Genomic DNA, 25,732 nt, shown 5'->3' with positions numbered 1-25,732 from the left:
CCGTCTTCTCGCGCATGGAGGAGTGCCCGTGCAGATCGACACCAGCAAGCCCCATCCCGCCCGCGTCTACGACTGGCTGCTGGGCGGGAAGGACAACTACCCGGTCGACCAGCGGATAGGGGAGACGCTGCCCGAGCAGTCGCGGCGCAGCGCGGCCCGCAACCGGGAGTTCATGCACCGCGCCTCCGCGTGGCTCGCGCGCCGGGGGATCGACCAGTTCCTCGACATCGGCACCGGCATCCCCACCGAGCCGAACCTGCACCAGATCGTGCAGGCGATCCGGCCGGAGTCCCGGATCGTCTACGTCGACAACGATCCGATCGTCCTCCGTCACGCGGAGGCGCTGCTGGTCAGCACGCCGGAGGGCGCCACCGACTACATCCACGCCGATGTACGGCAGCCCGAGGCGATCCTCGCCCACGCCCGCGAACGCCTGGACTTCGACCGTCCCGTCGCGCTGTCCCTCATCGCCCTGATGCACTTCCTCCCCGACACCGAGGACCCCTACGGCCTGACCCGCACCCTCCTCGCCGCCCTCCCCTCAGGCAGCTACCTCGTCCTCTCCCACGGCACGGCCGACCAGCACCCTGACCTCAGACAGCAGGTGGAGGAGGCATACAAGAAGGGCACGATCCCCCTGCGCATGCGCACCCGAGCAGAGGTGGAGCCCTTCTTCACCGGCCTCGAACTGGTCGACCCGGGTCTGGTCTTCGCCACGGAATGGCACCAGGAGGGCCCGGCACCGGAGCAGGAGCGGAGCGGGTTCTATGTGGGGGTGGGGCGAGTGCCTTGAGTGGACACTGCGTCCCAGGAAGTCCTTGCTGTTCCGTGAGTCCGCGAACTCGATCGCCGCGAGGGCGCTCGACACCTCGCTGTATCTGCACCTCACCGAGCAATTCGTTCGCATGCACGGCCACCGTCCCAGCCCCGCCGAGGCCCGTTCCTGGGAGCGACGCGCTGACAGAAGCGGGGCCGATCGCAGGGCCCTTCGGCGGGCATGTGCTTGCCGAGGGTCCTGGGCATGTCCGCTCCCACAACACCTCCAGCGGCCCAGGCGCCTTGCTCGCCGGCGCGGCCGTCAACGTCCGCTCCGGGCGGTCTCGGTTCGCGAGAGCAGTCGCCTTCCCAGGAGCGCGATCGGCATGGTGGCGAACCCGGCCCGCCCCACACCGTCACTTGCGTAACGAGGTTTCAACGAAGCCGGTGCATGCGGCCCTTGAAGTACGGAGCGACTGTAAGTTCCTGCCATGAAACAGGGTAAAGAGGTCGAGAATCCCGAGTCGCGCTTCTTCGCGGTGCTCCTGGCGGCGGCCAAGCTCCCCGGTGTGCGTATCCACCGAGAGGCCTACCTCCGGACTGCGCTGCGGCGCCACTGCACCGAGGATGAGATCCGCAGAGCGATCGAAGAGACTCCCGCCGCGGCGGGTATCACCGTCGACGTTCTGGAGAAAGCGGCGAACGACTCGATCCGCTATGAGACAGCCAAGGTGAGTGCCCTCTCCGCCGCGGCCGGGATCCCCGGCATCCTCGCCCTTCCCGCCACGGTGCCCGCCGACGTTGCACAGTACGTCGGCCACATGCTGCGTATCGCGCAGAAGCTCGCCTATCTCTACAGCTGGCCCGAACTGTTCTCCGACGACGGTGATGACGTCGATGACGCCACCATGGGGGTGCTCACGCTGTTCTTCGGCGTGATGTTCGGCACCCAATCGGCGAACGCCGCTGTGGGGAAGGTCGCGGGGATGATGTCTGAGCAGGTGGCCAAGAAGCTGCCTCAGAAGGCGCTCACCAAGGGCGTCGTCTATCCCATAGTGAAGAAGGTCGCGGCCTACATCGGCGTCAAGTTGACGAAGGAATCGTTCGCGAAGGCCGTCTCGAAGGCGATCCCTCTCGTGGGTGCTGCCGTCTCCGGCGGGTTCACCTTCGCGACCTATCTTCCGATGGCCAAGAGGCTCAAGAAGCACCTCGCCGGCCTGCCATTGGCGGACCCGTCGCACCGAGTGATGGAGGGGGAAGTCGTGGACGGTGAAGTCGTCGAAGAGCACGAATCCTTCGTCCCGGCACAGGCTGAACCGCATGGCGCGGACTCCGCTGCCGTCAAGCTGGAGGAACCTGGGTCCTGACCCCGCCAGTGGCCTCCTGGCTGCCGCAGGGGCCCGTCTTCCGCCTTCGACGGAGGTGCGGGCCCGGGTTCGCAGCTGTCAGACACCTTCGCCGCTACCCGGCGGTGTCTTCGCGTCTCGTAGCCTCCGGCCGTCCCCCACCCGTACGGGCCGCAGGGCATGGACAAAGGGGGCTTCGTCGGCAAGGCGATGTTCGCCTACCGCTACAGCCACCGTCCGGCCGTCTGGATGCGCCGGCTCACCAGGGCCGGGTTCCTCTCGCCCGACGCGCACCGCCCTGGAGAAAGCCGCCGCCGAGGAGGTGAAGGCCAGGTCAAAGGGGGCGGCCTCGAGGACCTGCGCAAACGCCGTATCAAGGCGGTCATCCCGGAGAAGAAGGACCAGGCCGCCAACCGGAGGAAGAAGGGCGGTGGAGGTGGCAGGCCCGTCAGTCACGACACCGAGCCCCACAAGGAACGGCACACCGTCGTGCGGTGATCAACAGGATGAAGGCATGGCGAGGCATCGCCAACGGCTACGACAAGGCTCCGGGCAGCTACCTCGCCGGACTCCACCTCCGGGCTTCCGTGATCTGGATCGAGGACCTCACACGAGCGGCCCCTTGATCACAACCGAATACGCTCCCTAAGGTGCCACGGGAGGAGGGAGTGGCGGTCAGCGAAGAGGTTTTCGTGCACCTGCCGTGGGCCAAGGTCCTTCCGTGCGGGAACGGGAAACTGGTACTCCGGTCGTAACGATCCGTCCGCCACCACGGCGACGCGTTCGGTGTCGTGGAGTCCGCTGGCCGGAACCGGCGAGCTCAGCTCGTACGATCGCGTCGCCATGAGTCCTGATGGCGCGGAAGGCAGGCAAGCGAAGCCCGCCTGCCCGTGGGGCGGCTCGCCGTCCGGCCATTGCCGTATACACAACGTCTGTTCCGATGCAGTGCGCACAGACATCAGGGAAGGAATCTCATGATCTTCATCACCGCGAAGTTCCGAGTGAGGCCCGAACACGCCGACCGTTGGCCCGAGATCGCCGCTGACTTCACCCGGGAGACGCGCGCCGAGCCCGGCTGTCTGTGGTTCGACTGGTCGCGCAGTGTGGACGAACCGACGGAGTACGTCCTGGTCGAGGCCTTCCGCGACGACGAGGCAGGGGCCAGGCATGTGCAGTCCGCGCACTTCAAGGCTGCGCAGCAGACGCTGCCGCCGCATCTGGTCGAGACGCCGCGCATCGTGAACGTGAGCGTTCCGCAGGATGACTGGTCGTTCCTTGGGGAGATGGCGGTGCCAGGAAAGCAGTAGCGCCTTGCCCAGGCGTCAGAGCGATGGGCTCGCGGCGCGACCGCCACGGCTCCCCGCTCCGTCCGCTGCGCTCACGGGGACACAGCAGGGCGAGTCGTGCCTTGCACTGGTCGCCATCTGTGCATCCTTTGCCCACCTTGATCGGAACTTTGCCGCCCCTTTGTCAGGATCGCGAAAGCAAACCGGCTCGGTGAACTACCGTCTTCGGGCCGGTCAGCCGACTCAGGGGGAGCAGAAGACACCATGGGCGACCACAGCGAGGGCAAGATACTCGACATCAAGATCGCCGATCTGAAGGCGACGGCCCCGCATTTCCACACGCACAGCTCCGACCTGGCCAAGGCGCTGACCAAGCTCAAGACCGCTCTGGCGGCAGCCGGTTCGCCGTGGGGTGACGACGAACAGGGACGGAAGTTCCACGAGTCCTACGGCCCGCACGTCGAGAGGATGGAGACCGCCGCCGGGATTCTCGCGCTCGGCCTGGCCAGCATCGAAGCGGCCATGACCGACATGGCTGACAGTCACATCGACAACGAACTGCTGGTCCGCTCGATGTTCAGCAAGATCCAGACCGCCCCGCACGACGGCCACGGGAGCGCGCGGTGAGCGCGGCCGACAAGGCCAAAGAGATCGTCCAGGACCTGACCGGCATGTGGTGGCCGGATGCCGACGAAGGGGGTCTGCGCGACGCGGCCAAAGCCTGGCGGGACTTCGCGGACGACCTGGAAGACGTGACGGCCGCCGCGAACAAGTCGGCGCGCGGCATCATCGAGCACAACAAGGGCGAGGCGATATCCGCCTTCGACGACCCGTTCTGGCGCCGCTACTACCACGACGGCCACGGCTGGCTCCAGGACATGATCGATGGCGCCCGCGACATGGCCAAGGCCCTCGACCAGTACGCCGACGTCGTCCACAAGGCCGTCAAGCATCTGGAACACGAGCTGGAGATCGTCGGCGCCACCATCGTCGCCGGCACCGCCCTCGCGGTCTTCACGCTCGGCATCTCCGAAGGTGTCGCGGCAGCCGCCGCCGCCTCGATCCTGGAGCTGTCCGCCACGCTCGGCGTGACAGTGACCACCGAGATCGCCGCCATCGCCGGGACCACCCTGGCCACGGCCGCCATCGGTGGACTCGAGTCGATCACCGTCGACCTCGCCGTCACCCAGCCTGTCGCCATGGCCACCGGCGAGAGCAAGGGCTTCAGCCTCGACGAGGTGAGCGACTCCGCCCGCTACGGCATGGAGTTAGGCGGCGCGTTCGGAGCAGGTGGGAGCACAGCCCGAATCGTCGCCGAGAACGGTGCAATGGAGGGCCTGTTCAACGGCTTCCGGCTGAACAGCGCGGCCCTCGACGAGATGGGCAAGTCCCGTACGTGGAAGCTGATCCAGTCCCCCGACTCGAAGATTCCCGCTCCTCCGGCGCGAGCCGGCGACTACGAGTTGGTCTCGGGCGACCCGGTCTACTTCGGGAAGAACACCACGACGGTGGGTTACGACGAGCGCACCCTGAGCAACCTGCAGCGGGTCGCCCGTGTCCCCGGCGTACACGACGTGGTCGTCCATGGCACGGACGAGGGGGTTTTCGTCCCCGGCCGAGTCAACGCCGCGGGGAAGACCCTTACGGACTTCGAAGTGCATCCCAACCACATCGCGGACGCGATCCGCAGCAACCCCGACTACCACGGTGAACCGGTGCGCCTCATCTCCTGCCGCTCCGGCGCCGACGCGAGACCGCCCGAGCTGCCCCTCGCGCAGTCCGTCGCCAACGAGCTCGGTGTGCCCGTGACGGCACCCACGAGCATTGTGGGCACGTCCGCCCAGCTCGGCCTCAACCAGACCCCCACCATCGGCAACAATGGCTACTGGCGCACCTACCTGCCCATGGCCCACTAGGGCAGGCTCACAGGAGTGGAAATGATCAAGCGAGCGGGCTTCTATCGGGAGATCGGCGGTCGGGCCACCACGGCAGACGATGCGCCGTCGCTGCGAGATGCCGTACAGGACAGTGGGCCCTGGGACGAGGACCGTGTCCTCGCCTACCTGGAATCGGCCCTGGAGATCTACTCCACGATGGGCGCCGAGCGCGATGTCCTCACCGGCGAAGAGTGGATCGTGGGCTCCGGATCCCTGATGACGGATGGCACCTGGCTCTGGCCCGTCGATCTCACGTACTACGTACGTCGTCACCACGCTGCCCTGCCGCAGGAATTCCTGAACCACGTCCGGGCCAACCACTACACGGTCCCTGTCGTGCCCGACGAACGGGCCAGGCACATTTTCCAGGAGGAGTTCCCGGACCACGCCCCCGCCGTGGCCCCGTCCAAGGCTGCGGGCTTCTTCACCTGGTACGTGCCGAAACTGGACAGCGCGCGCGCCCATCAGCTTCTCACGCATCTGGAGACCGCCGGGCTCTCCGCCGTGCACCCGCTGACCAATGCCCTCTTCGGATTCCGTGAGACGCCGGTCGGAAACCGTGAGCCGCTGATGGGTGATGGCGCAGCCCTGGCCGCCGCCTTGGCCGACGATCGATACTCGAAGGCCGAGTTCACCTGCTGGAAGGGCTACGACCAGTCCCTGACCGGCATCGTGCGACGCACGGACGAGACGACGCAGAGCATCACGCTGCGCCTCACCGACGTCCCCGTGTCCGACCGCGAGGAGGCGGTCGCGGCACTGGTGCGCACGCTCGATCAGGATGCGGCCGACTGCCGCGGGTTCGTCATCGACCGAGCCGGCGTTTCCGCTTCCCAGGGCTGGGACCGCATCCTCGTCGGCGACGGGGGGCACTTCACCGTGTGGCCCGACACCGTCGGCATCCTCCGGGACCGCGTGGGCAACCACCCTGAGCTGGCCGACAGTAAGCCGACTGCTTACGGCCCACTAGAGGTCTTCCACCGCCCTTGAACCGTCCGCTGACAGGACCCGCTCGGGTCCGGCCGCGCCGAGATCGGTCGTACCGACCCGAGCGTGCTCACCGAGGAACGCCCGGGACCGCGGCGGTTGTTGCTCGGCGGGCGTAGCTGGCAGGTCACCTGCATCGACTGGCTGCGCAAGCGCGCCTTCGTCGAACCCGCGGACGGAGGGGGGATTGCCAAATGGATGAACGGCGGCATCGGTGGGTTGTCTTATGCCCTCACGCGCGCGATGCGCCAGGTGTTGTTGGGTGAGAACCCGCTTGTGTCACTCACTCGTCGGGCGGAGGCGAGCCTGGCCGAGCAACGCGAGAGCGACGCCCCCGGAACGGTGCATCCGGGCGGAGCTTTGATCACTCGCGTGGGCAGCGATGTCCGCTGGTGGACCTGGGCCGGCCACCGAGCCAACGCTACCTACCCTTGGTGCAACTCTCCAGTCGGTCGCTGATCCTGTGCAACGCCCGACGGACTGCTGGGTGCGCCTACGCGAAGACGTCACTCCGGCCGACTGGCACGCGGCTCGCGAGAGTGTAGGTGAAAACCTGGTGCTTCCCGACGTGGACCGCCGGGCAGTACGGGGACTGAAGTTTTCAGCCGCTCTCCCCGAACGCCTGGGGGTCGCGACGGTTGCAGCTCGGCTGGCGGACTTTCAGGGTGCTCGCTCCGTCCTGGCTGAGCCCGCACGTCTGCTGTCCTGAGCGGATCCAACTGGATCTGGCTTTTCGCTTGGCTGTGAGGCCGAGGACCGAGCTCGCTAGCGCTAGGGAACGGACGTCCTTGGCATTCAACCCCCTCAAGGGGATACCAGCTCCAGCACTTTCGCCTGCCCCTTCTCTGCGGGGGCCGAACTCGGGTCCACCGCCACCTCGGTGGCGCCGATCCGCCCGTGCCGCCACAGCCACATCACATCCCGCCCGAACGACCACACCAGCGACCCCAGCGCCAGCAGGACCACGCCGAGTTCCGCCGGGTGGGGGAGGAGGGAGGAGCCGGCTATCAGGAGGGCTATGCCCTGGAGGGCGGCGACCGTCTTGCGGGCGAAGGACGGGGGGAGGGGGGCGTTGAGCCAGGGGGCGAAGCGGGCGGCGGCCACGAAGGCGTAGCGCATCGCGCCGATCAGGAGGACCCAGGGGCCGAGCCGGGTGGACACGTACACGCTCAGGACGAGGATCAGGAACGCGTCCACCTCCATGTCGAAGCGGGCGCCCAGCGCGCTGGAGGTGCCGGTGCGGCGGGCGACCTTGCCGTCCACGCCGTCCAGGAGGAGGGCGACGGCCGTCAGGCCGACCAGCAGGGTCACCGGCGGGGCGCTCTCGAAGGAGTCCGCGACCAGCGCGGTGACCCCGCCGACCAGGGTGGCCCGGCCGAGGGTGACCCGGTTCGCCGGGCCGAAGGAGCGCAGCGCGGAGCGGTGCAGGGCGCGCGAGAGCACCGCCCAGGTGGCGAACGCGAAGGCGAGCCCCGAGAGCCAGCCGGCCACCCCCAAGCCGATGGCCGTGCCGAGCAGGGCCAGCAGCAGGATCTGTACGCCCGCTCCCACAGCGGTCTCCTGCTGAAGCCTTGCGTCATACGTGTTGTTCAGGGCCACCGCGCATCCTCCGGCCGAGTGACAGAGTCGATCAAGGCCGCGTACTGTGCGCGGCCTGTGCCCTTCTCGGTACGTGAGCAAGTTCCCGATCGTTCAGGAGGATGCCGATGAACCCCGCCGCCCGCGCGTTCTGGCTGAGCTCGCCCGGCCACGGCGAGCTGCGCGACGTCACCCTTCCGGAGCCCGGCGAGGACGAGGTGCTGGTGCGCGCCCTGTACTCCGGGGTCAGCCGGGGCACCGAGACCCTGGTGTTCCGCGGTGGCGTTCCGGCGAGCCAACACCGCGTGATGCGGGCGCCGTTCCAGGAGGGCGACTTCCCCGCCCCCGTGAAGTACGGCTATCTCAGCGTCGGCGTCGTCGAGCGGGGGCCCGATGCGCTGATCGGCCGAACGGTCTTCTGCCTCCATCCGCACCAGACCCGTTACGTCGTTCCGGTGAGCGCCGTGACCGTCGTACCCGAACAGGTGCCCGCCGCGCGTGCCGTGCTCGCCGGGACCGTCGAGACCGCCGTGAACGCCCTGTGGGACGCGGCCCCGCAGATCGGGGACCGGATCAGCGTGGTCGGCGGCGGCATGATCGGCTGCTCGGTCGCCGCGCTGCTCGCCCGCTTCCCCGGCGTCCGGCTCCAGCTCGTGGACGCCGACCCGGCACGCGCCGAGACCGCCAAGGCCCTCGGCGTCGACTTCGCCACGCCCGACGAGGCCACCGGCGAGCGCGACCTCGTCGTCCACGCCAGCGCCACCGAACAGGGACTCACCCGCGCCCTGGAACTGCTCGCCCCCGAGGGCACCGTCGTCGAGCTGAGCTGGTACGGCGACCGGCGCGTCTCCCTGCCGCTGGGCGAGGCGTTCCACTCCCGCCGGCTCACCCTCCGCGGCAGCCAGGTCGGCACCGTCTCCCCGGCCGCCCGGCCCGGCCGCGGTTACGCCGAACGGATGACGCTCGCCCTGGACCTGCTGGCCGATCCGGCGCTGGACGCGCTCATCACCGGCGAGAGCGAATTCGGCGAACTCCCCGAGCTGATGCCCCGCCTGACGAGCGGCGAGATCCCCGCCCTGTGCCACCGCATCAGGTACCCCGACCCGGCCTGACCTGAGAAAAGAGTGAGAGAGGGCTGAACACGGGGAAGCGAGGAGCCGTACTACTCGTCAACCCCCGGCAGGAACCTCGGGGGACCAGACGCGCCGCACCTGGAGGGTCGTCCGTTGTTCAGCATCACCGTCCGCGATCACATCATGATCGCCCACAGCTTCCGCGGCGACGTGTTCGGACCCGCGCAGCGCCTGCACGGCGCCACGTTCCTGGTGGACGCCACCTTCCGCCGTGAGCAGTTGGACGAGGACAACATCGTGGTCGACATCGGCCTGGCCACGCGGGAGCTCGGCGAGATCACCGCCGAGCTGAACTACCGCAACCTCGACGAGCAGCCCGAGTTCGCCGGGGTCAACACCTCCACCGAGTTCCTGGCCAAGGTCGTCGCCGACCGCCTCGCCGAACGCGTCCACAAGGGCGCCCTCGGCGAGGGCGCGAAGGGCCTGGCCGCCATCTCGGTGACCCTGCACGAGTCCCACATCGCCTGGGCGAGTTACGAGCGTGACCTGTGACCGACCTGACCGTGGACCGGGCCCGTCTCGCCTACGTGCCCGCACAGCCCCTCGCCACCGAGAACTTCGGGATCATCCCCATGTCGCTGCGCACCGTGCACTTCGTCATGCCCGGCGGCGTCGACGACCCGGCCGCGCCCAGCGGCGGCAACGCCTACGACCGCCGGGTCTGCCTCGACCTGCCCGGCTTCGGCTGGCAGGTCGTACGGCACGCCGCCCCCGGCGCCTGGCCGGACCCCGACGCCGACGCCCGTGAGTCGCTCGCCCGCACCCTCGCCCAGATGCCGGACGACACGGTGGTCCTGCTGGACGGCCTGGTCGCCTGCGGCGTGCCCGAGATCGTCGTGCCCGAGGCCGAGCGGCTCCGGATCGCCGTCCTCGTCCACCTGCCGCTCGGCGACGAGACCGGGCTCGACCCGGCCGTGGCCGCCGACCTCGACGCCCGCGAGCGCGCCGTGCTGCGCGCGGTGCCCGCCACCATCGCCACCAGCGACTGGGCCGTACGCCGGCTGGTCTCGCACCACGGCCTCGCCCCCGACCGGGTCCACCTCGCCGCCCCCGGCGCCGACATCGCGCCGCTGGCGCCCGGCACCGACGGCATCTCCCACCTGGTGTGCGTCGCCGCCGTCACCCCGCGCAAGGGCCAGCACCGCCTGGTCGAGGCCCTGGCCGCCGTACGGGACCTGCCCTGGACCTGCTCGCTGGTCGGCGGCCTCGGCACCGACCCGGAGTACGTCGCCATGCTGCGCGACCAGATCGAGCGGCACGGCCTGACCGACCGGCTGCACCTGACCGGCCCCCGCACCGGCGCCGACCTCGACGCCAGCTACGCCGCCGCCGACCTCATGGTGCTCACCTCCTACGCCGAGACCTACGGCATGGCCGTCACCGAGGCCCTCGCCCGGGGCATCCCGGTCATCGCCAGCGACGTGGGCGGGCTGCCCGAGGCGGTCGGCCGCGCCCCCGACGGCGGCGTGCCCGGCATCCTCGTACCCCCGGAGGACCCCGCCGCCATCGCCGCCGAACTGCGCGGCTGGTTCGGCGAGCCCGATGTGCGCCGCCGCCTCAAGGCCGCCGCGCGCGGCCGGCGCAGCGCGCTCGGCGGCTGGGCCGCCACCGCCCGCAGCCTCGCCGGGGTCATCGGCAGGCTCCCCGGCGCCCCCAGGAGGGCCGCATGACCGACCCGACGACGCTGACCCAGCAGGGCGGCGCGCACACAGCCGCACAGGAGGAGCACCGGGTGAGCGACGGCACCGAGCACACCGGCACGGCCGACGTCATCGCCGGTGCCGGACCCGTCGGCCGCCCCGGCGAGCGGGCCACCGTACGGCTGCGGGAGGGGGAGCCCGATGAGGCGCCCCGCTACGCGCCCGAGTGGCTCCAGCTCAGGGAACCGGCCGACGCGGACGCGCGGGCCCTCGGCCTGCTGGAACCGCTGGCCAAGCGGCTCGCCGAACTCCCGCCCAAGGAGGGCGGGGCCGTGATCCACGACCTCGGCTGCGGCACCGGCTCCATGGGCCGCTGGCTGGCGGCCCGGCTGGACGGCGCCCAGCACTGGGTGCTGCACGACCGCGACCCGTACCTGCTGCACTTCGCGGCCGTCGCCTCCCCGCGCGTCGCCGCCGACGGCAGCCGGGTCACCGTCGAGACCCGGCGCGGTGACGTCGCCCGGCTCACCCCGGACGCGCTGAGCGGCGCCTCGCTGGTGACGGCGTCCGCGCTGCTGGACGTCCTCACCCGCGCCGAGGTGGAGACGCTGGCCGCCGCCTGCGCGGGCGCGGGCAGCCCCGCCCTGCTCACCCTGTCCGTCGCCGGACGCGTCGAGTTCGCCTCCGCCGACCCGCTGGACGCCGACCTGGCCGAGGCGTTCAACGCCCACCAGCGCCGGGGCGGCCTGCTCGGCCCGGACGCCGTCTCCGCGGCCGGCGAGGCGTTCGCCGCGCACGGCGCGACCGTACGGGTCAACCCCAGCCCGTGGCGGCTCGGCCCGGAGCAGTCCGCGCTGACCGCGCAGTGGCTGCGGGGCTGGGTCGGCGCCGCCGTGGAGGAGCGGCCCGCGCTGCGGACGCGGGCCGAAGGCTATCTGCGCGACCGGCTGGCCGCGTGCGAGGCGGGGGAGCTGGAGGTCGTGGTGCACCACAGCGATCTGCTGGCCCTGCCCCGGCCGGTGGAGGCGTGATGAACGGGCGGGCGGGGGCGGCCGGACCGGCGACCGCGGAAGATCTCGCGTGCCCGGACCAGGAAGCCGTCAAGGGCCTCCTCGAGCCGCCCGCGCCCGCCCGGTCGTGCGACACCACCGAGCGAAACGTCACTCCTCGCCCCCGCCGGGCGCTGCGCACCCACATCGGCACCGCTGTCGGCGTCGCCATCCTCGGCGTGCTGCTGTGGCGGCTCGGCACCGGACCGCTGGTCGACGGGCTGCGCCGGATCGACACGGCGACGGTGCTCGCGGCCCTCGGGATCGGCGTGGTCACCACCGTGTTCAGCGCCTGGCGCTGGCAGTTGGTGGCGCGCGGCCTGGGCATCCGGCTGCCGCTGGGGGCCGCCGTCGCCGACTACTACCGGGCCCTGTTCCTCAACGCGGCGCTGCCCGGCGGTGTCCTCGGGGACGTGCACCGGGCGGTGCGGCACGGGCAGAGCGCCGGGGACATCCGGCGCGCCGTCAAGGCGGTCGTGCTGGAGCGGGTCGCCGGGCAGGCGGCGCTCGCCGTCTGCGGCGCCGCCCTGCTGCTCACCCTGCCCTCCCCGGTCCGCGACGACCTGCGCACCTTCGCGCTGCCGGTGGCGCTCGCCGGGGCGGGCGCGCTCGCGGTCGTGCTCGCCGTCCGCATGAACCGGGCGCCCGGCCGGCGCACCGGCACGCTGCCGGGGAGCGGGTTGCTGCGGGAGGCGCGGCAGGGGCTGCTGTCGCGGGAGAGCGGGCCGGGTGTCGCGCTGTCCTCGGCCGTCGTCCTGGCCGGACACCTCGGCATGTTCGTCGTCGCGGCCAGGATCGCCGGGAGCGCGGCGTCGGTGGCGGTGCTGCTGCCGCTCGCGGTGCTGGCCCTGCTCGCCATGGGGCTGCCGCTCAACGTGGGCGGCTTCGGCCCCCGCGAGGGCGTCACCGCCTGGGCGTTCGCCGCCGCCGGGCTCGGCGCGAGCAGCGGGGTCGCCGTCGCCGTGGTGTACGGCGTGCTCAGCTTCGTCGCCGCCCTGCCCGGCGCCGTCGTCCTCGTCGTCCGCTGGGCGGGAGCCTTGCGCGGCTACCCGAGTGCCGAACCCGGACCCTCGGACGAGGTCAGCAGCCGGAAATACGGCTCGAAGTTCTCCACCAGGCCGGCCAGCAGGCCCTTCCCCTTTTCCGCCGAAGCCAGCGACGGGCGGCCGATGACGCCCGATTCGGTATAGGCGGACATTCCCGTGGTGAGCAGATGACGACGGTCGTCGGCGGTGAAATCGGCCGACTCGTGACCAGGGCGGAGGAATTCGGGATGAGCGTGCAGCAGAATGGACGTCTCGATCTCGCCCGCGTGCATGTCGGTGAGCAGCGAGGTGACCACACCCGCCCGCTGCCGCGCCTCCTCCCAGTCCTCGGCCGCCGGGTACAGCGCCATCGACTCGCCCCGCGCGGACGCCTCCTGGACGACGTTGCCCAGCACGTAGTTGCCGCCGTGCCCGTTGACCACGACGAGCGACTCCACGCCCGAGCGGCGCAGCGAGTCCGCGATGTCGCGCACCACCGCGTGCAGGGTCACGGCGGAGATGCTGACGGTCCCCGGCCAGGCCGCGTGCTCGTGCGAGCACGCGAGGGTCACCGGGGGCAGGAGATGAACCGGGTACGCGGCGGCGATCTCGCGTGCCACGGCACAGGCCACCAGCGTGTCGGTCGCCAACGGAAGGTAGGGACCGTGCTGTTCGAAGCTCCCCACGGGAAGGACGGCGACCTGACGTGACACGCCCGCCCCCCGCGCCCGTACGTCCTCGGTGGTGTCCGCGGGCATCACCCCGTAGGCCGCCGCTCGCGCGCCCGAACCACTCATGTTTCCCACGGCCTTTCGTCTCTGCTTAGGAATCAGATCATGACAGAAAACATCGGCGTCTTCGGCGGGAAGTCCCCGCGCCGTTCGGGCACGGAACGCGTCGTGAATACCCCGCTGCCCACCGTGTACGGGGAATTCCAGGCGGTCGGCTACCTGGACCATGACCGCGGTGATGAACAAGTCGCTCTGGTGCACGGCGACATCGGTACCGAGAACGTGCTGGTGCGGCTGCACTCGGAGTGCCTGACGGGCGACGCGTTCGGCTCCCAGCACTGCGAGTGCGGTGAGCAGTTGGCGGCCGCGCTGCGCGCGGTGGTCGCCGAAGGCAGCGGTGTCGTCCTGTACCTGAGGGGGCACGAGGGCCGGGGCATCGGCCTGCTGGCCAAGCTGCGGGCGATGGCGCTCCAGGCGGAGGGCCTGGACACGGTCGAGGCCAACCTCGCGCTCGGTCTGCCGGTGGACGCCCGTGACTACCGGGTGGCGGCGGAGATGCTGCACGACCTCAAGGTGCGCTCGGTCCGGCTGATGTCCAACAACCCCCGCAAGCGCGAGGCGTTGACGCAGTACGGCATCGAGGTCGCCGAACAGGTGCCGCTGCTGATCGAGCCGAGCGAGAACAACATCACGTATCTGCGCACCAAGCGGGAACGGCTCGACCACCACCTGCCCCACCTGGACGCGGTGGCCCACGGCTCCTGAGCCGCGCAAGTCCCCCATGCGACGAGTCCGGCCTGGTTCTCCACGGCCGGACTCGTCGCGTCCGCTCAGTCCTGGACCGCCTCGTGCACCAGGCGGCGCAGGTCGGGGAAGATCTTCAGGGTGCGCGGGCGTACCTGGGTCATGAACTGCACGGTCATGTCCAGCGCCGGGGCCACCCAGAAGGCGGTGGTCGCCACGCCGGTCCAGCCGAAGGTGCCGGGGGCCGAGGGTGCCAGGGTGCGGGCGGGGTCGGTGACGACGGAGACGTTGAAGCCGAAGCCCAGGCCGTCGTTGGCGCGCTCCTGGTGCGCGGGGGCGCCGAACTCGCGCAGCACGGCGTCGCCCGGGAGCTGGTTGCGGGTCATCAGGGCGAGCGTGCCGGGGGAGAGCAGGCGGACGCCGTCGAGCTCGCCGCCCCGGCGCAGCAGCTCCATGAAGCGGTGGTAGTCGGCCGCGCTGGAGACCAGTCCGCCGCTGCCCGACAGGAACCGGGGACGGCCGCGCAGGGGCAGCCCCGGCACCGGTGTGATGCCGCCGTCCTCCGTCTCGCCGTACAACTCGGCCAGCCGGGGCTCCTGTTCGGGGGTGAGGTGGAAGCCGGTGTCGGTCATGCCGAGCGGGGTGAGGATGCGCGTGGCGAAGAACGCGTCGAGCGGGCCGCCCGAGACCACTTCGATGAGCCGGCCCAGCACATTGGTGGCGACCGAGTAGTTCCACCGCGTGCCCGGCTCGAACTGGAGGGGCAGGCGCGCGTACACCGCCACCGTCTCCGCGAGGTCCGCGCCGGAGGGGACGGACGACTCCAGCCCGGCCGCGCGGTACAGGGCGTCCACCGGGTGGTCGTGGTAGAAGGCGAAGGTCAGGCCGGCCGTGTGGGTGAGCAGATGCCGGACCCGGATCGGTCCGGCGGCGGGGCGGGTGCGTACGTCGTCCCCCGAGCCACTCTCGTAGACGCGGGGGTCGGCGAACTCGGGCAGGTAGCGGTCGATCGGGTCGTCCAGGGCGAGCCGGCCCTCCTCCACCAGCATCAGCACGGCGACCGCCGTCACCGGCTTGGTCATGGAGTAGATCCGCCACAGGGTGTCCGTCTCCACCGGGAGTCCGGCCGCGAGGTCACGCAGGCCGTAGGTGGTCAGACGGGCGACCCGGCCGCCACGGGCCACCGACACCAGGAAGCCGGGCAGCCGGCCCTCGTCCACGAGCGCGCCGAGGTGCTCGTCGAGGCGGTCCAGCGCCTTCTCGTCCAGCCCCACGTCCCGCGGGGCGACTTCCTGTCGCAGCTCTGCCATGGCGCTCTCCTCCGGTCCTGCCGTACCCGGGTCCCGCCGGGCCGGCCTTCATCGCTCATCGTGGCGCATGATCACCGTCAAGTACCCCGTCATCAGCGGATCTTGTGAGCGACGCGACTCGGTGTCCGGGCAGCAGGCGGGCGAGCGGCACGGCCGCGGCCGCGACGGCGGCGAGCACGAGGAGCGCGGCGCGCGGCCCGGCCCCCATCAGCGCGGTCGCGGCCGCCACGCCCAGCACCGGCCCGATGTTCAGCGCCGTCTGCTGAAGACCGCCCGCCACCCCGGCCGCCGTCACCTCGGACTGCCGTACGACGACATGGGTGGCCGCCACCATCACCGTGCCGAACCCCGCCCCCAGCAGGGCGAAGGCGCAGCCCAGGGCCGACGTGCCCGTGGCCCCGGACAGGACGAGTCCGCCCGCCGCGAGCAGAGCGGTCGCCGCCCCCACCGTCCACCGCGCGCCCACCCGGCGCAGGAACACCGGGCAGCAGGGCGCGGAGGCCACCATCATCACCGCCAACGGCACGCTCCGCAGGGCACTCTGGAACGGGTCGAGGCCCAAGTCCCTCTGCAGTACGTAGGTCTCCACGAAGAGCGTGCCGAACAGCGCGGCCGACGCGGCGACCAGGATGCCCAGCGCGGCCGCGACCGGCGTCGAGCCGATCACCCCGGGCGGGAGCAGCGGAGCCGCCGCGCGTCGCTCGCGCCGTACGAACGCGGCGCCCGCCAGCGCGGCCACTCCCAGTCCCGCCACCATGACCGCACCGGAGGCCACCAGGCCGTGCACCAGGAAGGCCAGCGTCAGCGCCAGCAGCAGCGCGCCGGGCAGGTCCAGCGAAGGACCGGACGGAGCGGCGGACCCCTGCGCGGGCGCTCCGCCCATCAGTGCGGCCGTGCCGAAGACCAGCGCCGGGACCACGCCGAGGAGGAACACCGCCCGCCAGCCCGGCCCGCTCACCAGCGCCCCGCCGAGCAGCGGGCCCGCGGCCGCCGCCAGTCCGATCGCGCTGGTCCGCACCGCCAGCGGCATCGCCAGCCGGTCCGCCGGGTACGCCAGCCGCAGCATGCCCAGCGTGGCGGGCTGCAGCACCGCCCCGCACACCCCCTGGGCGACCCGGAGTCCGATGACCCAGCCGATGTCCGGCGCGAGCGCGATGCCCGCCGACGCGGCCCCGAACCCCAGCATCCCGAGGGCGAACATCCGCCCGTGCCCGTACCGGTCCCCGATCCGTCCCGCGAACACCAACAGACCCGCCACGACCGCCAGATAGGCGGTGCTGGTCCACTGCACCTCGGCGAAGGAGGCGCCCAGCGAGCGCTGCAGCGACGGCTGGGCCACCGTGAGGACCGTGCCGTCCAGTGCGACCAGCACGGCGCCCGCCACACTGGACGCCAGCGTCAGCCGCCGGTTCACCGGCCGCCGTCCGGTCCCAGGTGCGCGGCCACGCACGCCTCCAGCAGGGGGCCGAAGTCATCCTCCCCGGTGGCGAGTTGCAGGCTTCCCCAGCGCCACAACTGGGCCAGACCGTGGAGGTTGGCCCACAGGGCACCCGTCACCCGCCGGGCGTCGACGTCCGGGCGGGCCCGGCCCACCCGCTCCACCAGCAGCCCGAAGAGGGGCAGGCTGGTGTCCCGCAGCCCCAGATGGCCGCTCTCCAGCACGTCATGACGGAACATCAGTTCGTACATGCCGGGGTTGTCCAGCGCGAACCGCAGATACGTGCGCGCCAGTGCCGCCACCTGTCCGCGCGGACCCTCCTCGGTGCTCTCCAGCGTCGCCCGCGCCTGCGCGCCGAGGTCGGTGAAGCCGTGCCGGGCGATGGCGGACAGCAGCTCCAGATGGGTGGGGAAGTAGCGCCGGGGCGCCCCGTGGGAGACGCCCGCGCGGCGGGCGATCTCGCGGAGCGTCAGCGCCTGGGCGCCCTCGGCGGCCACCAGGGCCACCCCGGCGTCGACCAGACGGTCGCGCAGGCCGGCGTCGGATGCGTTCATGGACAGTGTCTACCAGGCAGGGGTAGACACTGTCTACGTGTCTTGCGGGAATGACGGCCGAGCCCGGACCGGTTGACGTGGGTATGACTCAGGACACGACGCAGGACGCACTGCTGGCGCAGCTCTCCGAGGGGCACGGCGGGGTGCTCGTCACCCTCAAGCGAGACGGCCGGCCCCAGCTCTCCAACGTCAGCCACGCCTACGACCCGGCCGAGCGGATCATCCGGATCTCGGTCACCGACGACCGCGCCAAGACCCGCAACCTGCGCCGCGACCCCCGCGCCTCGTACCACGTCACCAGCGCCGACCGCTGGTCCTACGCCGTCGCCGAGGGCACGGCCGAGCTGACCCCGGTGGCCGCGGACCCGTACGACGAGACGGTGGAGGAGCTGGTGCGGCTGTACCGCGAGGTGCTGGGCGAGCACGACGACTGGGACGAGTACCGCGCGGCCATGGTCCGCGACAAGCGCCTGGTGGTCCGGCTGCACGTGGACCGGGCGTACGGGATGCCGCGCCGCTAGGGGAGACGCTCCCTAGCCCTTGAGGTAGGCGATCACCATGTCGGCGAGCATGGCGCGGTAGTGGTCGCGGCGGGCGGGGGCGGCCAGGTCGCGGTCGAAGAGGGCGCCGAAGGTGTGCCGTCCGGCGACCCGGTAGAAGCAGAAGGCGCTGATCATCGCGTGCAGGTCGACCGCGTCGACGTCGGCGGCGAAGACCCCCGACTCCCGTCCGGCGTCCAGGATCTCGCGGAGCGAGGCGAGTCCGGGGGCGTCGATCCGGCCGAACCGGCGGGCGGCGGCCAGGTGTTCGCCGCCGTGGATGTTCTCGATGCCGACGAGGCGGACCAGGTCCGGGTGGCGCTCGTGGTGGTCGAAGGTGACCTCGGCCAGGCGACGGACGGCGGTGACCGGGTCCAGATGCCCGACGTCCAGCAGTTCCTCGACCCCGTGCAGCGCGCCGTACGCCCGCTCCAGCACGGCGGCGAACAACTGCTTCTTGCCGCCGAAGTAGTAGTAGATCATCCGCTTGGTGGTGCGGGTGCGGGCCGCTATCTCCTCCACGCGGGCGCCGTCGTAACCGGCGCGGGCGAACTCGCCGGTGGCCGCTTCGAGGATGTCGGACCGGGTGCGGGCGGCGTCCGGTAACCGCCTGTCGGGTCGTACCGGTTCGTCGACGCTGGTCATCGCGTTCCTTCGGGCCGTCGGGCGGGGCTTGTACCGGTCTGTCTGCGATTGTAGAAGCCCGGCCCGCCGGGCATGCGAACGGCCCGGAGCGACCAACGGGTCGCTCCGGGCCGTCCGGCGCCTCAGGGCTGCCGGTTCCACTCCGCTATCACGGGGCGTCCGTGCTCGGTGGACAGGCGGCTTACCGTGCCGGTGGCGAGCTGGAACAGCCGCCCCTCGCTGGGCGGCAGGCCCAGCCGACGAGCCGTCAGCACCCGCAGCACGTGCCCGTGCGCGACCAGCAGCACATCACGGCTGTCCGAGTCGAGCGCCTTCTCCACGCGGGCCAGCACCCGGTCGATGCGCGCCCCGATCTGCTCGGGCGACTCGCCGGGATGACCCTCGGGGCCGGGCACCGCCCCGTCGGTCCACAGGTCCCAGTCGGGCCGGGTGCGGTGGATGTCGACGGTGGTGATGCCCTCGTAGCCGCCGTAGTCCCACTCGCGCAGGTCGGGCTCGGGGTCGGTGCCGGTCAGGCCCGCCAGTTCGGCCGTGCGCCGGGCCCGGGCGAGGGGGCTCGTCAGGGTGAGTGCGAAGGTCCGGCCGGCGAGGAGCGGGGCGAGCGAACGCGCCTGCTCCTCGCCGTGCTCGGTGAGGGGCAGGTCGGTCCAGCTCGTGTGCTGGCCCGACAGGCTCCACTCCGTCTCGCCGTGGCGGACCAGCAGAAGGTCCCCCACGGCGGGTCAGCCCTTCTTCTCGACGGCGTGGCCGCCGAACTGGTTGCGCAGCGCGGCGATCATCTTCATCTGCGGCGAGTCGTCCTGGCGGGAGGCGAAGCGCGCGAACAGCGAGGCGGTGATGGCCGGGAGCGGCACCGCGTTGTCGATGGCGGCCTCGACGGTCCAGCGGCCCTCGCCGGAGTCCTCGGCGTAGCCGCGCAGCTCGTCCAGGTGCTCGTCGTCGTCCAGGGCGTTGACCGCGAGGTCGAGCAGCCAGGAACGGATGACCGTGCCCTCCTGCCAGGAGCGGAAGATCTCGCGGACGTTGTCCACGGAGTTCGCCTTCTCCAGCAGCTCCCAGCCCTCGGCGTACGCCTGCATCATGGCGTACTCGATGCCGTTGTGGACCATCTTGGAGAAGTGCCCGGCACCGACGCGGCCCGCGTGGACGTACCCGTACGGCCCGTCGGGCTTGAGGGCGTCGAAGATGGGCTGGAGACGCTCGACGTTCTCCTTGTCGCCGCCGACCATCAGGGCGTAGCCGTTCTCCAGGCCCCAGACACCGCCGGAGACGCCCGCGTCGACGAAGCCGATGCCCTTGATGCCCAGCTCGGCGGCGTGCTTCTCGTCGTCCGTCCAGCGGGAGTTGCCGCCGTCCACCACGATGTCGCCGGGGGAGAGCAGGTCCTTCAGCTCGTCGACGACGACCTGGGTGGCGGTGCCGGCGGGGACCATCACCCAGACGGTGCGCGGCGCGTCGAGCTTCTCGACCAGTTCGGCGAGGTCCTTGACGTCGGTCAGTTCCGGGTTGCGGTCGTAGCCGATGACCTGGTGGCCCGCGCGGCGGATGCGCTCGCGCATGTTGCCGCCCATCTTGCCGAGGCCGATGAGTCCGAGCTGCATGTCAGTTCACTTCCTTGAGGGAGCGGTAGGCGGCGACGAGGGCCGTGGTGGAGGGGTCGAGGCCGGGCACCTGGGCGCCTTCGGTGAGGGCGGGCTCGATGCGCTTGGCCAGGACCTTGCCCAGCTCGACGCCCCACTGGTCGAAGGAGTCGATGTTCCAGACGGCGCCCTGGACGAACACCTTGTGCTCGTAGAGGGCGATGAGCTGGCCGAGCACGGAGGGGGTGAGCTCGGGGGCCAGGATCGTGGTGGTGGGGTGGTTGCCGCGGAAGGTGCGGTGGGCCACCTGCGCCTCGGCGACGCCTTCCTCGCGGACCTCTTCCTCGGTCTTGCCGAAGGCGAGGGCCTGGGTCTGGGCGAAGAAGTTGGCCATCAACAGGTCGTGCTGGGCCTTGAGTTCGTCGCTCAGTTCGTCCACGGGGCGGGCGAAGCCGATGAAGTCGGCCGGGATGAGCTTGGTGCCCTGGTGGATCAACTGGTAGTAGGCGTGCTGCCCGTTGGTGCCGGGCGTGCCCCAGACCACCGGGCCGGTCTGCCACTCCACCGGGCTGCCGTCACGCTGCACGGACTTGCCGTTGGACTCCATGTCCAACTGCTGCAGATACGCCGTGAACTTCGACAGGTAGTGGCTGTAGGGGAGGACCGCGTGGGACTGGGCGTCGAAGAAGTTCCCGTACCAGATCCCCAGCAGGCCCAGCAGCAGCGGGGCGTTCTCCTCGGCCGGAGCGGTGCGGAAGTGCTCGTCGACGGTGTGGAAACCGTCCAGCAGCTCCCGGAAGCGGTCCGGGCCGATGGCGATCATCAGCGACAGGCCGATCGCCGAGTCGAAGGAGTACCGGCCCCCGACCCAGTCCCAGAACTCGAACATGTTGTCCACGTCGATACCGAACCCGGTGACCTTCTCCGCGTTCGTCGACAGCGCCACGAAATGCTTCGCGACCGCCTTGTCGTCACCGAGGACGTCCAGCAGCCACTTGCGGGCCGACGTGGCGTTGGTGATCGTCTCGATCGTCGTGAACGTCTTCGACGCCACGATGAACAGCGTCTCCGCCGGGTCCAGATCACGGATCGCCTCGTGCAGGTCCGCGCCGTCCACGTTGGAGACGAACCGGACGGTCAGGTCGCGGTCGGTGAAGGGACGCAGCGCCTCGAACGCCATCGCCGGACCCAGGTCGGAGCCGCCGATACCGATGTTGACGATGTTCTTGATCCGCTTGCCGGTGTGACCGGTCCACTCACCCGAGCGGACCCGGCCGGCGAAACCGGCCATCTTGTCCAGCACCGCGTGCACGGCGGGGACGACGTTCTCCCCGTCGACCTCCACCACCGCATCCCGCGGGGCACGCAGCGCGGTGTGCAGCACGGCCCGGTCCTCGGTCGAGTTGATCCGGTCACCACGGAACATCGCGTCCCGCTGACCGAACACGTCCGTGGCGACGGCGAGTTCCTGGAGCAGGGCCAGGGTCTCGTCGGAGACCTGGTGCTTGCTGTAGTCGATGTGCAGGTCGCCCACGTGGACGACGTAACGCTCGGCCCGGCCGGGGTCGGCGGCGAACAGCTCGCGCAGGTGCGGCTGACCGCCGGCGCGGTGGTCGGCGAGGGCCGTCCACTCGGGGCGCCGGGTGAGCTTGGGGGTGTCTGACGGTGCGTCGGACATCAGGCGTTCTCCTTTGCCTCGCCGGTCAGGGCGATGGCGTACATCTCGTCCGCGTCGAGGCGACGCAGTTCCTCCGCGATCAGCTCCGAGGTCGGGCGGACCTTCAGGGCCAGGGTGCGCGACGGCTGGCCCGGCAGGGTCAGCGTGGCGAGGGGGCCGTCCGGGCGGTCGATGACGATCTCGCCGTCCTCGGTGCCCAGCCGCACGGCGGTGACCACCGGGCCGTCGGAGACCACACGGTCCACCTTCACGTGCAGACGGGCCTCCAGCCAGCGCGCGAGCAGCTCGGCGCTGGGGTTGTCCGCCTCCGCCTCCACGGCGGCCGAGGTCACCTTCACCCGCGCCTGGTCCAGCGCGGCCGCGAGCATCGAGCGCCACGGGGTGAGCCGGGTCCAGGCGAGGTCGGTGTCGCCCGGCGCGTAGGTGCGGGCACGGGTCTCCAGCACCTCCAGCGGGTTGTCGACCGCGTACAGGTCGGTGATCCGGCGCTGGGCGAGTGCGCCCAGGGAGTCCTTGGCCGGGGCCTCCGGCGCGTCCACCGGCCACCAGACGACCACGGGGGCGTCGGGCAGCAGCAGCGGCAGCACCACGGAACCCGCGTGGTCGGACACCTCGCCGTAGGTGCGCAGGACGACGGTCTCACCGGCGCCGGCCTCGGAGCCGACCCGGACCTCGGCGTCGAGCCGGGAGCCGGTGCGGTCGCGCAGGCGGGCGTGGCGCTTGATGACGACCAGGGTGCGCGAGGGGTGCTCGTGCGAGGCTTCCTCGGCCGCCTTGATGGCGTCGTAGGCGTTCTCCTCGTCCGTGACGATGACCATCGTCAGGACCATGCCCACGGCCGGCGTGCCGATGGCGCGACGGCCCTCGATCAGCGCCTTGTTGATCTTGCTTGCCGTGGTGTCGGTCAGGTCGATCTTCATGGCCTGCGCCAGCTCCGTCCGTCTCGTGCGAGCATCTCGTCCGCTTCCTCGGGTCCCCAGCTTCCGGACGCGTACTGCGCCGGAGTGCCGTGCTCGTTCCAGTAGCGCTCGATCGGGTCGAGGATCTTCCAGGACTCTTCCACTTCCTGGGTGCGCGGGAACAGGTTGGCGTCGCCCAGCAGCACATCGAGGATGAGCCGCTCGTACGCCTCGGGGCTGGACTCGGTGAAGGACTCGCCGTAGGCGAAGTCCATCGACACGTCCCGGATCTCCATCGAGGTGCCCGGCACCTTGGAGCCGAAGCGGACGGTCATGCCCTCGTCCGGCTGGACGCGGATGACGATCGCGTTCTGGCCCAGCTCCTCCGTGGCGGTGGAGTCGAACGGCGAGTGCGGGGCGCGCTTGAAGACGACCGCGATCTCGGTGACGCGACGGCCCAGACGCTTTCCGGTGCGCAGGTAGAACGGCACGCCCGCCCAGCGGCGGTTGTCGATCTCCAGCTTGATGGCCGCGTAGGTGTCGGTCTTCGACTTGGGGTCGATGCCGTCCTCGTCGAGGTAGCCGACGACCTTCTCGCCGCCCTGCCAGCCGGTGGCGTACTGACCGCGCACGGTGTGCTCGCCCAGCTCGTCCGGGAGGCGGACCGACTTCAGGACCTTCAGCTTCTCGGTGAGCAGCGAGTCCGCGTCGAAGGCGATCGGCTCCTCCATGGCGGTGAGCGCCATGAGCTGGAGCAGGTGGTTCTGGATCACGTCACGGGCGGCGCCGATGCCGTCGTAGTAGCCCGCGCGGCCGCCGATGCCGATGTCCTCGGCCATCGTGATCTGCACGTGGTCCACGTAGGAGCGGTTCCAGATGGGCTCGTACATCTGGTTGGCGAACCGGAGCGCCATGATGTTCTGGACGGTCTCCTTGCCCAGGTAGTGGTCGATCCGGAACACCTGGTCCGGCTCGAACACCTCGTGCACGACCTTGTTCAGCTCGTGCGCGCTCTCCAGGTCGTGACCGAACGGCTTCTCGATGACCGCGCGGCGCCAGGAGCCTTCGGGGGCGTCCGCCAGACCGTGCTTCTTGAGCTGCCGGACGACCTTCGGGAAGAACTTCGGCGGCACCGAGAGGTAGTACGCGAAGTTGCCGCCGGTGCCCCGGGAGGCGTCCAGCTCGTCGACCGCCTGCTTGAGCTGGTCGAAGGCGGTGTCGTCGTCGAAGTCGCCGGGGATGAAGCGCATGCCCTCGGCGAGCTGCTGCCACACCTCCTCGCGGAACGGCGTACGCGCGTGCTCCTTGACCGCGTCATGGACGACCTGTGCGAAGTCCTGGTCCTCCCAGTCGCGGCGGGCGAAGCCCACCAGGGAGAAGCCCGGCGGCAGCAGGCCCCGGTTGGCGAGGTCGTAGACGGCGGGCATCAGCTTCTTGCGGGACAGGTCGCCCGTGACACCGAAGATCACCAGGCCCGACGGCCCCGCGATACGGGGCAGCCGGCGGTCCTGGGCGTCGCGCAGCGGGTTGTCCCACTCGGCGGCCGGGGTGACCGGGACCCGGAGGTCCTCGGCCTCGCGGACCGCGGCGGGCTTCGCCTTGGCCCGCGTCTTCCGTGCCTTGGGCTCGGCCTCGGCGGCGGCCGCCTTCGGCTCGGCCTCAGCGGTGGCCGCCGCCTTCGGCTCGGCTGACTTGCTCGTCATTACGCGTCCACTCCCTTGCTCTTCAGGGACTCGGTCACGGCGTCCAGCAGCTCCAGCCAGGCCGCCTCGAACTTGGCGACGGCCTCGTCCTCGAGCTGCTGGACGACCTCGTCGTAGGAGATGCCCAGCTTCTCCACGGCGGCGAGGTCGGCGCGAGCCTGCTCGTAGCGGCCGGTCACCGTGTCACCGGTGATGTCGCCGTGGTCGGCGGTGGCGTTCAGCGTGCCTTCCGGCATGGTGTTGACGGTGCCGGGCGCGACCAGCTCGTCCACGTACAGGGTGTCCTTGTACGCCGGGTCCTTCACGCCGGTGGAGGCCCACAGCGGGCGCTGCTTGTTGGCGTCGGCGGTGGCGAGCGCCTGCCAGCGGGCGGAGGCGAAGACATCCTCGTACGCCTCGTAGGCCAGACGGGCGTTGGCGAGGGCGGCGCGGCCCTTCAGGCCGAGGGCCTCGTCGGTGCCGAGGGCGGTCAGGCGCTTGTCGATCTCGGAGTCCACGCGGGACACGAAGAAGGACGCCACGGAGTGGATCTTGGACAGGTCCAGGCCGCGCTCCTTGGCCTTCTCCAGACCGGCCAGGTAGGCGTCCATGACGGCGCGGTAGCGCTCCAGGGAGAAGATCAGGGTCACGTTGACGCTGATGCCCAGGCCGATGACCTCGGTGATCGCCGGGAGGCCCGCCTCGGTGGCCGGGATCTTGATCATCACGTTGGGGCGGTCGACCAGCCAGAAGAGCTGCTTGGCCTCGGCGACCGTGGCCACCGTGTCGTGCGCGAGCCGCGGGTCGACCTCGATGGAGACCCGGCCGTCACGGCCGTCCGTGGCGTCGTACACACCGCGCAGCACGTCGGCGGCGTCGCGCACGTCGGCGGTCGTCATCATCCGCACGGCCTCGTCGACCGTGACACCGCGTACCGCCAGGTCGGTGAGCTGCTCCTCGTAGCCCTCGCCGGAGCCGATGGCGGCCTGGAAGATCGAGGGGTTGGTGGTGACGCCGACGACACCGCCGTCCGTCACGAGGGCGGCCAGGCTGCCCGAGGTGATCCGCTTGCGCGACAGGTCGTCCAGCCAGACCGACACGCCCTCGTCGGCGAGACGCTTGAGGGCTCCGGGGGTGCTGATTGCTTCGGTCACAGTGCTCATCTTTCTTCGTCGCGTGTTTCTTTGTCGCGTGG

24 protein-coding genes and 4 pseudogenes are annotated in these 25,732 nt (G+C 70.9%); 16 read left to right on the top strand and 12 right to left on the bottom strand.

All coding sequences use genetic code 11. The features are described from left to right. The first annotated feature begins 22 nt into the window (after nt 1-22). The 9 genes and pseudogenes from HEK131_RS19810 to HEK131_RS19765 form a co-directional block, all read left to right on the top strand. The gene (locus HEK131_RS19810; RefSeq protein WP_244336382.1) at nt 23-793 is read left to right on the top strand and encodes an SAM-dependent methyltransferase; all 771 of its coding nucleotides are present in this window, start codon (nt 23-25) and stop codon (nt 791-793) included. Between the two features lie 454 nt (nt 794-1,247). Further along, a complete protein-coding gene (locus HEK131_RS19800; RefSeq protein WP_244336381.1) occupies nt 1,248-2,123 on the top strand; it encodes a hypothetical protein in 876 nt (291 codons plus the stop codon). A gap of 123 nt (nt 2,124-2,246) precedes the next feature. Next, nucleotides 2,247-2,393, top strand: a pseudogene (locus tag HEK131_RS19795) (SAM-dependent methyltransferase); the annotation flags it as partial. Nucleotides 2,394-2,444: 51 nt separating this feature from the next. Continuing rightward, nucleotides 2,445-2,728, top strand: a pseudogene (locus tag HEK131_RS19790) (hypothetical protein); the annotation flags it as partial. 348 nt (nt 2,729-3,076) lie between these two features. Beyond that, the gene (locus HEK131_RS19785; protein WP_244336380.1) at nt 3,077-3,409 is read left to right on the top strand and encodes a putative quinol monooxygenase; all 333 of its coding nucleotides are present in this window, start codon (nt 3,077-3,079) and stop codon (nt 3,407-3,409) included. Nucleotides 3,410-3,652: 243 nt separating this feature from the next. Next, nucleotides 3,653-4,015 carry a hypothetical protein gene (locus HEK131_RS19780; RefSeq protein WP_244336379.1) on the top strand — a complete coding sequence of 121 codons (363 nt, stop codon included), beginning with the start codon at nt 3,653-3,655 and terminating at the stop codon, nt 4,013-4,015. Next, on the top strand, nt 4,012-5,304 hold the full coding sequence (locus tag HEK131_RS19775; RefSeq protein ID WP_244336378.1) for a hypothetical protein: 1,293 nt from the start codon (nt 4,012-4,014) through the stop codon (nt 5,302-5,304). Before HEK131_RS19780 ends, HEK131_RS19775 begins: the two co-directional genes overlap by 4 nt. Before the next feature lie 21 nt (nt 5,305-5,325). Next, on the top strand, nt 5,326-6,315 hold the full coding sequence (locus tag HEK131_RS19770; protein ID WP_244336377.1) for a hypothetical protein: 990 nt from the start codon (nt 5,326-5,328) through the stop codon (nt 6,313-6,315). Between the two features lie 27 nt (nt 6,316-6,342). After that, a pseudogene (locus HEK131_RS19765) lies at nt 6,343-7,021 on the top strand (DEAD/DEAH box helicase); the annotation flags it as partial. A 95-nt stretch (nt 7,022-7,116) separates the two neighbouring features. Here the strand turns inward: HEK131_RS19765 and HEK131_RS19760 are convergent. After that, on the bottom strand, nt 7,117-7,911 hold the full coding sequence (locus tag HEK131_RS19760; RefSeq protein WP_244336376.1) for a CDP-alcohol phosphatidyltransferase family protein: 795 nt from the start codon (nt 7,909-7,911) through the stop codon (nt 7,117-7,119). 107 nt (nt 7,912-8,018) lie between these two features. Between HEK131_RS19760 and HEK131_RS19755 the strand changes: the two genes are divergently transcribed. The 5 genes and pseudogenes from HEK131_RS19755 to HEK131_RS19735 all read left to right on the top strand — a co-directional run. Continuing rightward, complete coding sequence (locus HEK131_RS19755) at nt 8,019-9,002, top strand: zinc-dependent alcohol dehydrogenase (RefSeq protein WP_244336375.1); 984 nt, start codon at nt 8,019-8,021, stop codon at nt 9,000-9,002. A gap of 114 nt (nt 9,003-9,116) precedes the next feature. Continuing rightward, a complete protein-coding gene (locus tag HEK131_RS19750) occupies nt 9,117-9,515 on the top strand; it encodes a 6-pyruvoyl trahydropterin synthase family protein (protein WP_161146112.1) in 399 nt (132 codons plus the stop codon). After that, nucleotides 9,512-10,693, top strand: coding sequence for a glycosyltransferase family 4 protein (locus HEK131_RS19745; RefSeq protein ID WP_217465191.1), 1,182 nt, complete (start codon nt 9,512-9,514; stop codon nt 10,691-10,693). The genes HEK131_RS19750 and HEK131_RS19745 overlap by 4 nt, the downstream gene beginning before the upstream one ends. Then, nucleotides 10,690-11,694 carry a methyltransferase domain-containing protein gene (locus tag HEK131_RS19740; protein WP_244336374.1) on the top strand — a complete coding sequence of 335 codons (1,005 nt, stop codon included), beginning with the start codon at nt 10,690-10,692 and terminating at the stop codon, nt 11,692-11,694. The genes HEK131_RS19745 and HEK131_RS19740 overlap by 4 nt, the downstream gene beginning before the upstream one ends. Then, a pseudogene (locus tag HEK131_RS19735) lies at nt 11,694-12,656 on the top strand (lysylphosphatidylglycerol synthase transmembrane domain-containing protein); the annotation flags it as partial. The gene HEK131_RS19740 and the pseudogene HEK131_RS19735, both read left to right, overlap by 1 nt. Nucleotides 12,657-12,757: 101 nt before the next feature. Here the strand turns inward: HEK131_RS19735 and HEK131_RS19730 are convergent. After that, the gene (locus HEK131_RS19730) at nt 12,758-13,534 is read right to left on the bottom strand and encodes a creatininase family protein (protein ID WP_347881865.1); all 777 of its coding nucleotides are present in this window, start codon (nt 13,532-13,534) and stop codon (nt 12,758-12,760) included. A 39-nt stretch (nt 13,535-13,573) separates the two neighbouring features. Here HEK131_RS19730 and ribA point away from each other — a divergent pair, with 39 nt between their 5' ends. Beyond that, entirely contained in the window at nt 13,574-14,233 is a 660-nt protein-coding gene (gene ribA / locus HEK131_RS19725; protein WP_244336372.1) for a GTP cyclohydrolase II, read from the top strand. A 65-nt stretch (nt 14,234-14,298) separates the two neighbouring features. Here the strand turns inward: ribA and HEK131_RS19720 are convergent, their stop codons facing one another. The 3 genes from HEK131_RS19720 to HEK131_RS19710 are packed head-to-tail and all read right to left on the bottom strand — an operon-like array spanning nt 14,299 to nt 17,514. Then, entirely contained in the window at nt 14,299-15,522 is a 1,224-nt protein-coding gene (locus HEK131_RS19720) for a serine hydrolase domain-containing protein (RefSeq protein ID WP_244336371.1), read from the bottom strand. A gap of 55 nt (nt 15,523-15,577) precedes the next feature. Continuing rightward, a complete protein-coding gene (locus HEK131_RS19715) occupies nt 15,578-16,936 on the bottom strand; it encodes an MFS transporter (protein WP_244336370.1) in 1,359 nt (452 codons plus the stop codon). Beyond that, entirely contained in the window at nt 16,933-17,514 is a 582-nt protein-coding gene (locus HEK131_RS19710; RefSeq protein WP_244336369.1) for a TetR/AcrR family transcriptional regulator, read from the bottom strand. Before HEK131_RS19710 ends, HEK131_RS19715 begins: the two co-directional genes overlap by 4 nt. Before the next feature lie 83 nt (nt 17,515-17,597). Here HEK131_RS19710 and HEK131_RS19705 point away from each other — a divergent pair, with 83 nt between their 5' ends. Then, complete coding sequence (locus HEK131_RS19705) at nt 17,598-18,035, top strand: PPOX class F420-dependent oxidoreductase (RefSeq protein WP_244336368.1); 438 nt, start codon at nt 17,598-17,600, stop codon at nt 18,033-18,035. Between the two features lie 12 nt (nt 18,036-18,047). Here the strand turns inward: HEK131_RS19705 and HEK131_RS19700 are convergent, their stop codons facing one another. The 7 genes from HEK131_RS19700 to tal all read right to left on the bottom strand — a co-directional run bounded on the left by HEK131_RS19700 (nt 18,048) and on the right by tal (nt 25,700). Continuing rightward, nucleotides 18,048-18,698 (bottom strand): TetR/AcrR family transcriptional regulator, encoded by a 651-nt coding sequence (locus HEK131_RS19700; protein WP_244336367.1) that lies wholly within the window; start codon nt 18,696-18,698, stop codon nt 18,048-18,050. A 122-nt stretch (nt 18,699-18,820) separates the two neighbouring features. After that, on the bottom strand, nt 18,821-19,414 hold the full coding sequence (locus HEK131_RS19695; protein WP_244336366.1) for a histidine phosphatase family protein: 594 nt from the start codon (nt 19,412-19,414) through the stop codon (nt 18,821-18,823). Nucleotides 19,415-19,420: 6 nt separating this feature from the next. After that, nucleotides 19,421-20,299, bottom strand: a complete 879-nt coding sequence (gnd, locus tag HEK131_RS19690; RefSeq protein ID WP_217465183.1) for a phosphogluconate dehydrogenase (NAD(+)-dependent, decarboxylating) — start codon at nt 20,297-20,299, stop codon at nt 19,421-19,423. Between the two features lies 1 nt (nt 20,300). Next, nucleotides 20,301-21,956 (bottom strand): glucose-6-phosphate isomerase, encoded by a 1,656-nt coding sequence (gene pgi, locus HEK131_RS19685; RefSeq protein ID WP_244336365.1) that lies wholly within the window; start codon nt 21,954-21,956, stop codon nt 20,301-20,303. Beyond that, nucleotides 21,956-22,876 (bottom strand): glucose-6-phosphate dehydrogenase assembly protein OpcA, encoded by a 921-nt coding sequence (gene opcA / locus HEK131_RS19680; protein ID WP_217464546.1) that lies wholly within the window; start codon nt 22,874-22,876, stop codon nt 21,956-21,958. The genes pgi and opcA overlap by 1 nt, the downstream gene beginning before the upstream one ends. Next, the gene (gene zwf / locus HEK131_RS19675) at nt 22,873-24,558 is read right to left on the bottom strand and encodes a glucose-6-phosphate dehydrogenase (protein ID WP_244336364.1); all 1,686 of its coding nucleotides are present in this window, start codon (nt 24,556-24,558) and stop codon (nt 22,873-22,875) included. The genes opcA and zwf overlap by 4 nt, the downstream gene beginning before the upstream one ends. Then, the gene (gene tal / locus HEK131_RS19670; RefSeq protein WP_217463815.1) at nt 24,558-25,700 is read right to left on the bottom strand and encodes a transaldolase; all 1,143 of its coding nucleotides are present in this window, start codon (nt 25,698-25,700) and stop codon (nt 24,558-24,560) included. The genes zwf and tal overlap by 1 nt, the downstream gene beginning before the upstream one ends. Nucleotides 25,701-25,732: the final 32 nt, after the last annotated feature.

The sequence above is a fragment of the Streptomyces seoulensis genome (assembly GCF_022846655.1).
In the GTDB taxonomy this organism is placed as follows: Bacteria; Actinomycetota; Actinomycetes; order Streptomycetales; family Streptomycetaceae; genus Streptomyces.
Note: the sequence above shows the minus strand (reverse complement) of the source record. Positions and strands in the feature narration are given on the sequence as shown.